The organism is Streptomyces atratus (assembly GCF_040655115.1).
Lineage (GTDB): Bacteria > Actinomycetota > Actinomycetes > Streptomycetales > Streptomycetaceae > Streptomyces > Streptomyces atratus_D.
The window spans coordinates 128,852-143,225 of record NZ_JBFAJH010000015.1 but is presented as its reverse complement, the minus strand read 5'-3'; the positions used below and the strand labels follow the sequence as shown (position 1 = coordinate 143,225).

Here is a 14,374-nt window from a genome sequence, read left to right as displayed (position 1 = left end):
TCCTGTCACGACCGCCGGGTCGCGGGCGCGAGTGATGCGTGGGTGGGGCCGTGCAGGGGGGTCCCCGCAGGGACTGGCGCACGTGCCGGGTTCGCCCGCGTTGCCGGCTTCCGCGCCAGTCCTGAGGAGACGCCCCGGAGGGGCCCCGCCCACCACCCACCGCACAGTGCGGCGGCCCCGGGGCACGGCGCCGAAAAGTGGAGCCCGTCCGGCGATTGAAGACAAAACCCCCGCCCCGGACCGGGGCACCGCACCGCACCTACCCCACCCGCTTCCGCGCCCGCCACACCAGGAACACCGCCGACGCCACCGCGGCCGCCCGCACCACCACCGGCCACACCCCGCTCAGCGCGTCCCCCATACCGTCCTGCGGTATCGGCTCGCCCCAGCGCCCGTCCATCCGCCCCCACAGCCAGACCAGGCCGCCCGCGACGGCCACTCCGGGCAGTCCCATCGCGGCCAGCTTCGCCTCCGCGCGGGAGAGCGTGCGCGAGCTGTACGCGATCAGCCAGCCGCCCGCGAGTGCCAGCAGGGATCCCGTCACCGCACCGGTGACCAGCAACCCGGCGGCGAGCAGCAGCAACGGGTGAGCGAGCCGGAACCCCGCCCTCTCCCGTGGCTCACGCCGCCGAATCCGCGGCCGCCACCGGCCCCGCGCGCCCTCGCCCCCGGCGTCCTCACCGGAACCGTTCGCGTGGCCCTCCGTCTCGCCCTCGGCAGGCGCCTCCGCTTCCTCCGCGGGCGACGGCGGTTCCAGAAGGGCCGGAATCTCCACGCCACCGGTGAACCCCGGCACTCGCTCCCCGTCCCCGAACGGACCCGGTTCGATACGCCACCAGTCGGGTTCGCTCCCGGACGCCCCGAGCTCATTCGTCCCCGCCATGTGCGGTGGCGACGGCACGTCACCCCTCGAAGCAGCAGAAGCAGCAGAGGCCCCAGAACCCTCAGGCGCTTCACGCGCCCCAGGCACCCCACCGGCCGCCGGGCCCCCCTCCGACGCGCCCTTGCGCAAAGTCTCTTTCCGGAAGGTTCCTCTCCGCGGCCGCGGGATCCCCCGCGGCTCCGGATCGCCGGGTTCCCCGCTCGCCGCCGCCCCCGGCAGCATCACGGTCCCGTCCCCCGACCTCGCCGCCGCGGCCACCAGTTCGTCCGGTGTGCCGAGCTTCCCGATGATGCGCCGCACCGCCGTCGGCGTGTCCGTGCCTTGGCTTCCACGCTGCCGGTCGATCTCGGTGCGCAGTGCCGCCACGAGCCGCATCCGGGCGCCCGAGGACAGCTGTTGCTGCTGGGCCAGGTCTCCGACCCGGCTCAGATAGTCGTAGACGAGCTGGTCGCTCTCGATCCCCACGCGATGGTTCCCCTCGGTTCCCCTCCGGCCGGCCTGCACCGACGGTAGCGCCCTCGGGCCTGTCCGGAGCGACTACCGTGGGACGGATGGGGATGACCACACCACCGCGGACGCTCGCCGAAGCGCTGCGCGCCCGGGACGACGAGTCGTTGGCCGGGCTGCTGCGTGCCCGTCCCGACCTTCTGTCTCCCGTGCCGAACGACATCACCCAGCTGGCGACGAGAGCCGGCACCCGTGCCTCTGTCGTGCGCGCGCTGGAGCACCTCGACCGGTTCGCCCTGCAGACCGCGGAGGCACTCGCGGTCGCACCCGAGCCGGCCTCGTACGACACCCTTCTCGCCCTCCTCACGGGCGACGGCCAGGACGACGGCGCGCAGCGCGACGACGTGGGTGCGGCGATCCGGGACGCGGCGCCCGGAGCTGTCGCGACCTTGCGCGAACAGGCCCTGCTCTGGGGCGAGGACGACCGGCTGCGGCTGGTCCGTACCGCGCGGGAACTCCTCGCACCGTCCCCGCAGCACCCCTCCCCCACCGGTCTCGGGCCGACCGTCGCCGAGGCCACGGCCGGCATGTCGCCGGGACGGCTGCAGGAGATCCTGGCGGCGGCCGGGCTGCCCACCACGCACGACCCGGTCTCCGCCGTGGCCGCGCTGGCCGCGCTGTTCACCGACCGGACCAGGATGGGCGAACTGCTGGACACCGCGCCGATGGAGGCCCTCGCCGTACTGGACCGGCTGGTGTGGGGTCCTCCGTACGGGGAAGTGACCCCGAACCCGACCCCGCCCGTGAAGTGGCTGCGCGACCGCGGGCTGCTTTTGCCCGTGTCGACGCGCACCGTCGTCCTGCCGCGCGAGGCGGCGCTGCATCTGCGGGCCGGGCGCGCCCACCGCGTACCGGAGCCGCTGCCGCCCGCCGTCGTGGCGGCCGCGACCCGTGATCCCCAGGCTGTGGACAGTGCTGCCGCAGGCCAGGCATACCTGGCGGTGTCCACCGTCGAGGAACTCCTGACGAGCTGGAACGGCGGCGGCCCCGCCATGCTGCGTGCCGGCGGCCTCAGCGTCCGCGAGCTGAAGCGGACCGCGTCCGTCCTCGACGTGTCGGAGCCGATCGCCGCGTTCTGGCTCGAACTCGCCTACGCGGCCGGGCTGCTGGCCTCCGACGGCGAGGCCGACGAGCGGTACGCACCGACGCCCGCCTACGACGACTGGACCGAACTCCCCGCCCAGGAGCGCTGGGTGCGCCTCGCGACCGCCTGGCTCGCCGCCACCCGCACCGCCGGTCTGGTCGGCGGCCAGGACGCCAAGGGCCGGGCCCTGTCCGCGCTCGGCCCGGAACTGGACCGCTCGGCCGCTCCCGAGGTACGCCACCGCATCCTGGCGCTGCTCGCCTCCCTGGACCCCGGCACCGCCCCGGACCCGGAGACGCTGCTCGCCCGGCTCCGCTGGGAACGGCCGCTGCGCGGCGCCTCGACCTCCGCCGGGGACACCACCGACCTCCGGTCCCGAATCGCCCTGTGGACACTGAACGAGTCCGAACTCCTCGGCATCACCGGCCGCGGCGCGCTCTCCTCCCAGTCCCGCGCCCTGCTCGAATCCGGGCCTGCCGAGGCGGCCGCGCTGCTCGCCCCGCTCATCCCGGAGTCTCTCGACCACGTCCTGCTGCAGGCCGACCTGACGGCCGTCGCGCCGGGCCCGCTGGAGCGCCCCCTCGCGGACACGCTGTCCGTCCTCGCCGACATCGAGTCGAAGGGCGGCGCGACCGTCTACCGGTTCACGCCCGGCTCCGTACGCCGCGCGCTGGACGCCGGGCAGTCCGCGGCCGATCTGCACGCGTTCCTCGCCACGCACAGCCGCACGCCGGTCCCGCAGCCGCTCAGCTACCTCATCGACGACGTCGCCCGGCGCCACGGCCATCTGCGGATCGGTGCCGCGTCCGCGTACCTGCGCTGCGACGACGAGGCCGTACTCAACGAGATCCTCGCCGACAAACGCTCGGCCACCCTGCGCCTGCGCCGCCTCGCCCCGACGGCACTGGCCGCCCAGGCCGACCCGGCGTCCCTGCTCGAAGGGCTGCGTGAGATGGGGTACGCGCCCGCCGCCGAATCCGCCGAGGGCGATGTCCTGATCACCCGCGCGGGCACCCGCCGCACCCCTCCCCGTACACCCCCCGTCCCCGTCCCCGAGGGCCCGCCGCTCCCCGACGGAACGCTGCTGGGCGCGGCGGTACGGGCGATCCGCGCCGGGGACACGGCCGCCACTGTCGTCCGCAAGGACACCACTCAGACACCCGCGTCCCCCACGGACTCGCTGCCCCGTACGACCTCCGCCGAGACCCTCGCGACCGTGCAGGCGGCGGCCATGACGGGCTCGGCGATCTGGATCGGCTACGTCAATGCGGACGGCGCGGCCAGCCAGCGCGTCATCGCACCGGTGCGGGTCGAGGGCGGCTTCGTGACGGCCTACGACCACACGGCGGACGAGATCCGCACGTACCCGCTGCACCGGGTCACGGGCGTCGCGGAACTGGCCGACACCGAAGACGCCTGACAGGTCCTCCGGGACAGCCCTCAGTCCAGCGAGACGAGCCATCGCCAGCGCGGCTGCTCGGTGACCACGGCGGCCGCCGCGAGCAGCGTCACCGAAACGGCCGCCCACACCGGCCAGAGCAGCCACGACGAGACGACGGCAGCGCCCAGTTCGGCCAGCACCATCAGGATCGTGGCCCAGCCCGGCACGGCGACGATCACACTGTTCTTGTCGCCCGGGGTGGACAGAACGGCCGGCAGGCCGATCAGCACCACGAGCGACAGCGCGGCCAGCAGCCACGAGTGGCCGGCCAGCACCCAGGGAGTGGCCACCCAGGCGACGAGTTCGGTGGAGAAGCGCAGCACGGACGGTATGCGGTCGTCCGGACGCGCGGAAGCGGTTCCTTCCGGGGTCGTTTCCCCGGCAGCGGCATCGGTCACGCACGTGACCATGACATGTTCCCCGCCCTCGCGGCGGGCGGATGGCCGAACGTCCCACCGGCCGACACCGCATCACCTGCCCCGCATGCGGCACACTGGACGTTTGGCCGCACGGGCGGCCACCCATGATGCAGAAAGGGCCAAGACGCGTGACCGGACCCCTCATCGTCCAGAGCGACAAGACGCTCCTCCTGGAAGTCGACCACGAGCAGGCCGACGCCTGCCGTCGTGCGATCGCGCCGTTCGCGGAGCTGGAGCGTGCGCCCGAGCACATCCACACCTACCGGCTGACGCCGCTCGGCCTGTGGAACGCGCGCGCCGCCGGGCACGACGCCGAGCAGGTCGTCGACGCGCTCGTGCAGTACTCCCGCTACCCGGTGCCGCACGCACTGCTCGTCGACATCGCCGAGACGATGGCCCGGTACGGCCGCCTCACGCTCTCCAAGCACCCGGTCCACGGGCTGGTGCTGACCTCCACCGACCGGCCCGTGCTGGAGGAGATCCTCCGGTCGAAGAAGGTCCAGCCGCTCGTCGGGGCGCGGATCGACCCGGACACCGTGGCGGTGCACCCGTCCGAGCGCGGGCAGATCAAGCAGACGCTGCTGAAGCTGGGCTGGCCCGCCGAGGACCTTGCCGGATACGTGGACGGCGAGGCGCACCCGATCGAGCTGGCCGAGGACGGCTGGGCGCTGCGGCCGTACCAGAAGCAGGCCGTCGAAGGGTTCTGGCACGGCGGCTCCGGAGTGGTCGTACTGCCCTGTGGTGCGGGGAAGACGCTGGTCGGGGCCGGTGCGATGGCGCAGGCCAAGGCGACCACGCTGATCCTGGTGACGAACACCGTCTCGGCCCGGCAGTGGAAGCACGAGCTGGTGAAGCGGACCTCGCTGACCGAGGACGAGATCGGCGAGTACAGCGGTACGCGCAAGGAGATCCGGCCGGTCACCATCGCCACGTACCAGGTGCTGACGACCCGCCGTAAAGGCATCTACCCCCACCTTGAGCTGTTCGACTCCCGCGACTGGGGTCTGGTGATCTACGACGAGGTGCACCTGCTGCCCGCGCCCGTCTTCAAGTTCACCGCCGACCTGCAGGCGCGTCGGCGGCTCGGTCTCACCGCGACGCTGGTGCGTGAGGACGGGCGCGAGTCGGACGTCTTCTCGCTGATCGGTCCCAAGCGGTTCGACGCGCCGTGGAAGGAGATCGAGGCGCAGGGCTACATCGCGCCCGCCGACTGTGTCGAGGTTCGGGTCAATCTGACGGACTCGGAGCGGCTGGCGTACGCGACCGCCGAGACGGAGGAGAAGTACCGGTTCTGCGCGACGACCGCGACGAAGCGGAAGGTGACGGAGGCGCTGGTGCTCAAGCACCGGGGCGAGCAGACTCTCGTCATCGGGCAGTACATCGACCAGCTCGACGAGCTGGGTGAGCACCTCAATGCCCCGGTCATCAAGGGCGAGACGAGCAACGCGCAGCGCGAGAAGCTCTTCGACGCGTTCCGTGAAGGCGAAATCAGCGTCCTTGTCGTGTCGAAGGTCGCTAACTTCTCGATCGACCTGCCGGAGGCGACCGTCGCCATTCAGGTGTCGGGCACGTTCGGCTCGCGGCAGGAGGAGGCGCAGCGGCTCGGCCGGGTGCTGCGGCCGAAGGCGGACGGGCACGAGGCCCGGTTCTACTCGGTGGTCGCCCGCGACACGATCGACCAGGACTTCGCGGCGCACCGCCAGCGGTTCCTGGCCGAGCAGGGGTACGCGTACCGGATCGTGGACGCGGACGAGCTGTTGACGGAGAACTGAACCGAGCGGTCCCGCCCGGTCGGCGGCCGAGGATCAGGAGCGGGACCGGCCCGGTGGCCGTCGTCGGACCCGGCAGCATCGCGACGGCCGTGGCCGCCCGGCGGGGCCGCCACGGGAGCGCCCACGCGGCGATCAGGGCGGCGGGCGCGACGGACGGTGACACAGGGAGCCCGTAACCCATGAGGCCCGGCGGGACCGCGATGCCCGACGAGCAGCGCGTACTCAGGGGCCGTGCCCTACTCGGCGTTCGGGCCGTACTCGGTTTTCGCGACGTACTCGGTTTTCGCGACGTACTCGGTTTTCGCGACGTACTCGGTTTTCGCGACGTACTCAGTGGGCGCGCTGGTGACGGTGGCCGTGCTGTTCCCGGTGGCCGTGCTGTTCCCGGTGGTCGCGGCGGAGGACGCCCGCCTCCTCCGCGTACTCGCCGAGAACGGTGACGCCGAACGCGGCGCGCGCGAAGACCTTGACGGCGCGCACGGCGTCGCCGAGGTGGTGGGTGGGCGGGTGTCCGGTGGTCGCGGTCGCGCCGTGCGCGGGGCCGGTCCCATGGGGGTTCAGGCTGGCGGTGCTCATGTAGTCCATGGTCCTGCGCGCGTTCCGCAAAGGCATCGGCCCGCGGGCGGAATCCCTGCGGTCTTCGCGTAGGCCGCCGTTCGCATGCCGTCCCCTACGGGGTGGGACGGGGGCGGACGAGGGACAGACCCGGCAGCCCAATTGGTTCGACCCCGCCGGTCGCGGTGGCTACAATCGCCGGTCTGCCCGCCTCCCGCACCGTGGTACCGGCTCTTCGCCGGCAGCCGGGGGAGCGCCGCCGACCGGACGGAAACCGGCCGACAGCCGCACGCGCACCAGCGTGCGTATCCCGTGATCGATCCCCCGAGCGGACCGCATCGCCCCCGGCACGTGACCGGGTGCGAGCCGCGGTCCGCCGTCCTGCGTCGAAAAGCCGGAGGCAACACCGTGCCCGCGCACGAACACGAAGCCGTCACCCCCACCGCCGATGCGCTGGCCCGCGAGCGCGCCCATCTCGCCGCGTCCCGCGCCGCGCTGCGCGCGATGCGCGAGGACGCCCAGGCCCTCGACATCCGCGATGTCACCGCGAACTGGGTGAACGCGGCGGTCCTGCAGGCCCAGATCGACGAACGCATCAAGGCGCTCGCCGATCTGTCGCACACCCCGCTCTTCTTCGGCCGCCTCGACTATCTGCACCGGGTCGGTGCGGATCAGGCCGAGGGTGCGGAGGGAGAGCAGTTCTACATCGGACGCCGCCACGTCCATGACGCCGACGGCGATCCGATGGTCGTCGACTGGCGTGCGCCCGTCTCCCAGCCGTTCTACCGGGCTTCGAAGAAGGACCCGCAGGACGTCGGGCAGCGCCGCCGTTTCGGCTACACCGGTGGCGAGCTGACCGCGTACGAGGACGAGCACCTCACCGACCCCGGCGAGGCCGCGCAGACCAGCAAGCTGCTCCAGGCGGAGATCGAGCGCCCGCGCGTGGGTCCGATGCGCGACATCGTGGCGACGATCCAGCCCGAGCAGGACGAGATCGTCCGTAGCGGGCTGGGCGGGACGGTCTGCGTCCAGGGAGGCCCCGGTACGGGTAAGACCGCTGTCGGTCTGCACCGTGTCGCCTATCTGCTGTACGCGCACCGTGAGCGTCTTGCCCGCACCGGCACGCTGGTGATCGGACCGAACCGCTCGTTCCTGCACTACATCGAGCAGGTGCTCCCGGCCCTCGGTGAGCTGGAGGTGAAGCAGGCGACCGTCGACGATCTGGTGGCCGCGCATGTCGAGGTGCGGGGTTCGGACGCGGCGGAGGCGGCCGTCGTCAAGGGTGACGCCCGGATGGCGGAGGTGCTGCGGCGGGCGATCCGTTCGCATGTGACGCTGCCGACCGAGCCGGTGATGGTGGTGCGCGGTTCGCGGCGGTGGCGGGTGCCCGCGTACGAACTGGAGGAGATGGTCACCGAGTTGCTGGCCCGCGACATGCGGTACGGCGCGGCGCACGAGGCGCTCCCGCAGCGGATCGCGCACGCCGTCCTCGTACGGATGGAGGAGGCCGGCGAGGCCCCCGACGACCGGGTGCAGAACGCGGTGGCCCGCACTCCCGCGGTCAAGGCGGCCGTGAAGGCGATCTGGCCCGCGGTCGATCCGGCGAAGCTGGTGCTGCGGCTGCTCTCCGACCCCGAGTTCCTGGCCGCGCACGCGGACGGGCTGCTCACCGAGGACGAGCAGAAGACCGTCCTGTGGACGAAGCCGGCCCGCAGCGTGAAGTCGGCGAAGTGGTCGGCGGCGGACGCGGTGCTGATCGACGAGGCGAGCGATCTGGTGGCACGTACGCACTCGCTCGGCCATGTCGTCCTGGACGAGGCGCAGGACCTGTCGCCGATGCAGTACCGGGCGGTGGGCCGCCGCTGCACGACGGGCTCGGCGACCGTGCTCGGTGACCTGGCGCAGGGAACGACGCCGTGGTCGACGGAGAGCTGGGCGCAGGCGCTGCACCACCTGGGAAAGGAGGACGCCGTGGTGGAGGAGCTGACGGCGGGCTTCCGTGTGCCGAGGGAGGTCATCGCGTACGCGTCACGGCTGCTGCCGGTGATCTCTCCGGGTCTCGCGGCGGTGGAGTCGGTGCGTGAGTCGCCGGGTTCGCTGACGGTACGGCAAGTGCCCGGCGCGGCCGGACTGGACGCGGCGGTGCTCGCGGCCTGCGAGGAGTCGTTGGCGCAGGAGGGATCGATCGGGCTGATCGCGGCGGACGCGCGGATCCCCGCACTGACGGAGGCGCTGACGGTGGCGGGTCACGCGTATCTGTCGCCAGGTCAGGAGACGACGGCCGAGTCGCGGCTGACGCTGGTTCCGGCGTCGCTGGCGAAGGGCCTGGAGTACGACTACGTGGTGCTGGACGAGCCGGCCGCGGTGGTCGACGGGGAGCCGGACGAGCGGACCGGACTGCGCCGGCTGTACGTGGCGCTGACGCGTGCGGTGTCGGGGCTGACGGTGGTGCATGCGGCGGGGCTGCCGGAGGTGCTCGGGGGCTGAGCGGCGGTTACCGGGGCCGTCAGGCGGCCGCTTTGTCGTCAATCGCCTGACGGGCTTGATTGTGGCCCCCGGACGTAAGGCCCTGGTGCGCCCACAGCCCGTCCGGCGGCCACCCCGAGCCCGTCGAGGAGGTCCCCCATACCCTTGAGAGCCTGTCGGGTGACCTCTGACCGGGCGGCCACGCCCTGGCACGCACGCTTCCGGCGTTGCCGAAACGCCCTGGTGGCTCCTCCAAGCTCTCAGCTTCGTTCGAGCAGGGGAGACCCCGTCCGAGGCCCTCCCGGCGCCTTGGAATCGCACGCACCATGCCGCGTCCGCTCTCCGATCGAAGGTCACACGACAGGCTCTGCGGCCATGGGGGAGTTCGAGGACGGAACCGGTCACCCCGGTGAGCCCCCTAACCGTCGAGCCGTGTCCGCCACTCCCGTACCGCCACCGCGTCCACGGGCGCGTCCCATCCCCTGGGCCGCGCCGCGCCCCCGATGTGCACCGCGTCGATGCCCCCGGCCAGCAGCTCCGGCAGGTGTTCGAGCCGCAGCCCGCCCCCGACCAGGATCTGCGGCTCGTATCCGGGCTCGCCCGTCCGTGCCGCCTCGGCGAGCAGCGTCGGGACGCCGCCGTCGACGCCGCGCGCCGATCCCGCCGTGAGGTACGTATCGAGGCCCGGCAGGTCCGCCAGCTGCTTGCGCAGGGTGTCCCGGTCGGCGGCGCGGTCGATCGCGCGGTGGAACGTCCAGCGGCAGCCGTCCAGTTCGGCGACGAGCCGTTCGACGGCGACGAGGTCCGCACGGCCTTCCACGTCCAGGAAACCGAGGACGAATTCGTCGGCGCCCTCGGCCCGCAGTTCGCGCGCCCTGCGGACGAGCACATCGATGTCACCGGCCGTGAATCCGTCCGCCACCCTGAGCATCACGCGCAGCGGAATGTCGACGGCGGCTCGGATCTCCGCGAAGGTCGCACAGGACGGGGTCAGGCCGTCCGACGCCATGTCGGTGACCAGCTCCAGCCGGTCTGCACCACCCGCCTGGGCAGCGATCGCGTCCTCCGCGTCGAGAGCGATCACCTCCAGGACCGCACGGTTGCTCATGGGACCCCATTCCTCCAGTAAGCAGCTACAGGTCTAGTCCAATGTCCAGCCTACGGGGCAGTCGCGCGAAGCCGAAGTCTCGACGCGAACGCGAAGATACGCGAGGTCGGAGCGACACCTGACGGCCGGACACACATGATCCACCTCTCACCCCCGGACCCGCCCTTGCGCTTCATAGGGGTGGGGGGTATATATAGACCAGGATCGAATACCCCCTAGGGGTATGCATCACCGTCTACGCCAGGGAGGAAACCGTGTCCGCGCACACCGCCGCAACCGACACCGGCACCACCGCAGAGGTCGAGCTCGCCATCGGTGGCATGACCTGCGCATCGTGCGCGGCACGCATCGAGAAGAAGCTGAACCGGATGGACGGCGTCACCGCCACCGTCAACTACGCCACGGAGAAGGCCAAGGTCAGCTACCGGGGCGAGGACATCTCCGTACAGGACCTGATCGCCACGGTCGAGAAGACCGGCTACACCGCGCAGGAGCCCGCGCCTCCCGTGCGCACCGGGGAAGGCGCCCCGACGGGAGCCGAAGCGGAAGCCGACGAGCTCCGTCCGCTGCGGCAGCGGCTGCTCACCGCCGCGGTGCTCGCCGTCCCGGTGATCGCGATGGCGATGATCCCGGCCCTCCAGTTCGACTACTGGCAGTGGCTCTCGCTGACCCTGACGGCCCCGGTCGTCACGTATGCCGCCTGGCCGTTCCACCGCGCCGCCTGGACCAACGCCCGGCACGGTGCGGCGACGATGGACACGCTGATCTCGCTCGGTACGTCGGCCGCGTTCCTGTGGTCGCTGTGGGCGCTGTTCTTCGGCACGGCGGGGATGACGGGCATGACGCACCCCTTCGACCTGACCATCGGCCGCAGCGACGGCGCCGGGAACATCTATCTGGAGGCGGCGGCCGGAGTCACCGCGTTCATCCTGGCCGGACGCTATTTCGAGGCCCGTTCCAAGCGGAAGGCGGGCGCCGCGCTCAAGGCGCTGCTGGAGCTGGGCGCCAAGGAGGTCACGGTGGTGCGGGGCGGCCGCGAGGTGACCGTCCCGACGGCGGAACTCCAGGTCGGGGACCGGTTCCTGGTCCGCCCCGGCGAGAAGATCGCCACCGACGGCACGGTCGTCGAGGGCGCCTCGGCGGTGGACGCGTCGATGCTCACCGGCGAGTCCGTGCCGGTCGAGGTCGGTGTCGGGGACTCCGTCACCGGTGCCACGCTCAACGCGGGCGGCCGGCTCGTCGTCGAGGCGACGCGGATCGGCGCCGACACACAGCTGGCGCGGATGGCGAAGCTCGTCGAGGACGCGCAGAACGGCAAGGCGGCGGCGCAGCGGCTGGCCGACAGGATCTCCGCGGTGTTCGTCCCCGTGGTCATCGCGCTCGCGCTCGGCACGCTGGGGTTCTGGCTGGGCAACGGGGCGGGTCTGACGGCCGCGTTCACGGCCGCCGTCGCGGTACTGATCATCGCCTGCCCGTGCGCGCTGGGCCTCGCCACTCCGACCGCGCTCATGGTGGGGACCGGACGCGGCGCGCAGCTCGGCATCCTGATCAAGGGCCCGGAAGTCCTGGAGACCACGCGTCGCGTCGACACGATCGTCCTGGACAAGACCGGCACGGTCACCACCGGCCGGATGACGCTGCTGGACGTCCACGTGGCGGCGGGCACCGACGCGTCGCAGGTACTGCGGCTGGCGGGCGCTCTGGAGCACGCCTCCGAGCACCCGATCGCCCAGGCGGTCGCCTCCGGTGCGGTCGAGCGGACCGGGGCGGCGCTCCCCACCCCGGAGGACTTCGCCGGCGTCGCGGGGCTCGGCGTCCAGGGCGTCGTCGAGGGGCACGCGGTCCTCGTCGGCCGTGAACAGCTGCTCGCCGAGTGGGAGATCCATCTGCCGGTGGAGCTGGCCCGGAAGAAGGCGGTGGCCGAGGCGGCGGGCCGGACGGCCGTCGCGGTCGCCTGGGACGGCGGGGCGCGGGCGGTCCTGGAGGTCGCCGACGCGGTGAAGGACACCAGCGCGGAGGCGATCGCGCGGCTGCGGTCACTGGGGCTCAGGCCGATCCTCCTCACCGGGGACAACCGGGCGGTCGCGGAGTCGGTCGCGGCGGAGGTCGGGATCGACCGGGACGACGTGTACGCGGAAGTCATGCCCGAGGACAAGGTCGACGTCGTCAAGCGGCTGCAGGCACAGGGCCGTTCGGTCGCGATGGTCGGCGACGGGGTCAACGACGCGGCGGCGCTGGCCCAGGCGGACCTGGGGCTGGCGATGGGTACGGGCACGGACGCGGCGATCGAGGCCGGTGACCTGACGCTGGTCCGCGGGGACCTGCGGGCCGCGGCGGACGCGATCCGGCTGTCGCGGAAGACGCTGGGGACGATCCGTACGAACCTGTTCTGGGCGTTCGCGTACAACGTGGCGGCACTGCCGCTGGCGGCGGCGGGGCTGCTGAACCCGATGATCGCGGGGGCCGCGATGGCGTTCTCGTCGGTGTTCGTGGTGGGGAACTCGTTGCGGCTGCGAGGGTTCCGCGCGGCGGCCCAGTAGTGCTTGGTCAGGTCGAGATGGGCCTCTGCCTGGCCCTGTCCACGCTGTTCGTCGCGGGCGCGGCATGGTGTCACGCCACTGGAGGACCGCACGCGTGCCGTGCGCACTCCAGCTGGTGCTCGTGGTGATCATCTGGACCCAGGTGCCCAGCCCCTTCTGAGCCCAGCGCAGACGAAAAACACCTCTGCCCGACGGCTTGAGCCGTCGGGCAGAGGTGTGTCCGCGCTCCGGACCGGGGCTCGGAACAGTGAGGGGTCGCCCTTGAGCCTGCGGCGCAGGAACGTGGCGAAGGTCTGGCCCTCCAAGTCCGCGAGCGCGGTGCCGTCCGGCTCGATATGGGCGACGCGCCGGTCGGACACCCCACGCGGGGGCGCTCGCCGTCTCCGGGCCGCTGCCAGACCTCAGGGGTCAGGACGCGCAGTCCATGGTGATGTACGCGCGCACCGAATCCGCAGGCGGCGTCTGCACATCGACATCGATGGTGTTCGAGCAGCCACCGACCGTGTTCACATAGGTGCCGGACTCGATGAGGACACCTTCGGGAATCTCCTGCCAGTCCCCCTTGAGACCGGGTGACTTGATCTTGGTCAGATCGACCTTCTTCTCACTCGACGACGTCAGGAACTCCGCGAGTCCCGCGCGTGACGTTTCGAAGCGCATTTCTCCGGACGATCCCGACCAGTCCTCCTGGTCGCAGAACCGCAGACCCTTCACGCCTGCGGGCAGGACCAGCCGATAGGTCTTCAGGGTGGGCTTCAGGCTCCTGCCATCGGTGCACCCGCGCCGACGGCACCCACACGGTGCGGGTCATCGCCGATCATTTCGGGCTTCCCTCGCCGCCGCTCGGACTCGCGGGGTAACCGGGCCCGCCCGCCGCTCGCCGTGGACGACGGGGGGAATCTACTCTCGTGCGTATGACGGACGACAGCGCGCACGAGAGCGGATCCTCCCCCGACGCCGCGGACGCGCTCCGCGCCCGCTGGAGCGATGCCCTGGTCGCCGTACGGGGGGGCGCGACCGGCCCCGATCCGCTGCCGTACGCCGACAACCTGCTGGCCCGTTGGGCCGAACCACAGCGGAAGTACCACACCACCGCGCACCTGGTGGCGGTTCTCGACCACATCGACACCCTCGCCGGTCACGCCGCCGATCCGGACGCGGTCCGCCTCGCCGCCTGGTTCCACGACGCGGTGTACCGCCCGGACCGGTCCGGGAACGAGGAGCGCAGCGCCGCCCTCGCCGAGCGCGCCCTGCCCGAGGCCGGTGTCCCGGACGCCGTCACCGCCGAGGTCGCCCGGCTGGTCCGGCTCACCGTCACCCACGACCCGGCGGACGGCGACACCAACGGCGAGGCGCTGTGCGACGCGGACCTGGCGATCCTGGCGGCCGCCCCGAAGAAGTACGCGGCGTACGCGGCGCAGGTGCGGGACGAGTACGGCTTCGTTCCCGACGAGGCCTTCCGGGGCGGGCGTGCGGCCGTCCTGCGGCAGCTGCTCGGACTGCCGCGGCTGTTCCGTACGCCGCACGGTTTCGCCGAGTGGGAGCCGCGGGCCCGGCAGAACCTGCTGACGGAGCTTGAGCTGCTCACCCCTTGAGACG

Annotated in this window: 9 protein-coding genes and 1 pseudogene; 5 read left to right on the top strand and 5 right to left on the bottom strand. The window is 72.2% G+C overall.

Annotated elements, in window-relative coordinates:
- Positions 1–259 precede the first annotated feature (259 nt).
- On the bottom strand, positions 260–1,348 hold the full coding sequence (locus AB0I23_RS19150) for a hypothetical protein (protein WP_359110628.1): 1,089 nt from the start codon (positions 1,346–1,348) through the stop codon (positions 260–262).
- Positions 1,349–1,434: 86 nt separating this feature from the next.
- On the opposite strand from AB0I23_RS19150, the gene AB0I23_RS19145 reads away from it, so the two are divergent.
- The gene (locus AB0I23_RS19145; protein WP_359110626.1) at positions 1,435–3,894 is read left to right on the top strand and encodes a helicase C-terminal domain-containing protein; all 2,460 of its coding nucleotides are present in this window, start codon (positions 1,435–1,437) and stop codon (positions 3,892–3,894) included.
- Between the two features lie 20 nt (positions 3,895–3,914).
- Here AB0I23_RS19145 and AB0I23_RS19140 read toward each other — a convergent pair whose 3' ends face one another.
- The gene (locus AB0I23_RS19140; protein ID WP_359110624.1) at positions 3,915–4,313 is read right to left on the bottom strand and encodes a hypothetical protein; all 399 of its coding nucleotides are present in this window, start codon (positions 4,311–4,313) and stop codon (positions 3,915–3,917) included.
- A gap of 149 nt (positions 4,314–4,462) precedes the next feature.
- On the opposite strand from AB0I23_RS19140, the gene AB0I23_RS19135 reads away from it, so the two are divergent.
- On the top strand, positions 4,463–6,106 hold the full coding sequence (locus tag AB0I23_RS19135; protein ID WP_359110622.1) for a DNA repair helicase XPB: 1,644 nt from the start codon (positions 4,463–4,465) through the stop codon (positions 6,104–6,106).
- A 393-nt stretch (positions 6,107–6,499) separates the two neighbouring features.
- Here AB0I23_RS19135 and AB0I23_RS19130 read toward each other — a convergent pair.
- A pseudogene (locus AB0I23_RS19130) lies at positions 6,500–6,682 on the bottom strand (hypothetical protein); the annotation flags it as partial.
- Between the two features lie 387 nt (positions 6,683–7,069).
- On the opposite strand from AB0I23_RS19130, the gene AB0I23_RS19125 reads away from it, so the two are divergent.
- The gene (locus tag AB0I23_RS19125; protein ID WP_359110619.1) at positions 7,070–9,148 is read left to right on the top strand and encodes a HelD family protein; all 2,079 of its coding nucleotides are present in this window, start codon (positions 7,070–7,072) and stop codon (positions 9,146–9,148) included.
- A gap of 397 nt (positions 9,149–9,545) precedes the next feature.
- Here AB0I23_RS19125 and AB0I23_RS19120 read toward each other — a convergent pair whose 3' ends face one another.
- A complete protein-coding gene (locus AB0I23_RS19120; RefSeq protein WP_359110617.1) occupies positions 9,546–10,235 on the bottom strand; it encodes a copper homeostasis protein CutC in 690 nt (229 codons plus the stop codon).
- Positions 10,236–10,489: 254 nt separating this feature from the next.
- Here AB0I23_RS19120 and AB0I23_RS19115 point away from each other — a divergent pair, with 254 nt between their 5' ends.
- Complete coding sequence (locus AB0I23_RS19115) at positions 10,490–12,775, top strand: heavy metal translocating P-type ATPase (protein WP_359110615.1); 2,286 nt, start codon at positions 10,490–10,492, stop codon at positions 12,773–12,775.
- 408 nt (positions 12,776–13,183) lie between these two features.
- Here the strand turns inward: AB0I23_RS19115 and AB0I23_RS19110 are convergent, their stop codons facing one another.
- Positions 13,184–13,435: a hypothetical protein gene (locus tag AB0I23_RS19110; protein ID WP_359110613.1), complete on the bottom strand. Its 252-nt coding sequence runs from the start codon at positions 13,433–13,435 to the stop codon at positions 13,184–13,186.
- Positions 13,436–13,689: 254 nt separating this feature from the next.
- Here AB0I23_RS19110 and AB0I23_RS19105 point away from each other — a divergent pair, with 254 nt between their 5' ends.
- Positions 13,690–14,370, top strand: a complete 681-nt coding sequence (locus AB0I23_RS19105; RefSeq protein WP_359110611.1) for an HD domain-containing protein — start codon at positions 13,690–13,692, stop codon at positions 14,368–14,370.
- Positions 14,371–14,374: the final 4 nt, after the last annotated feature.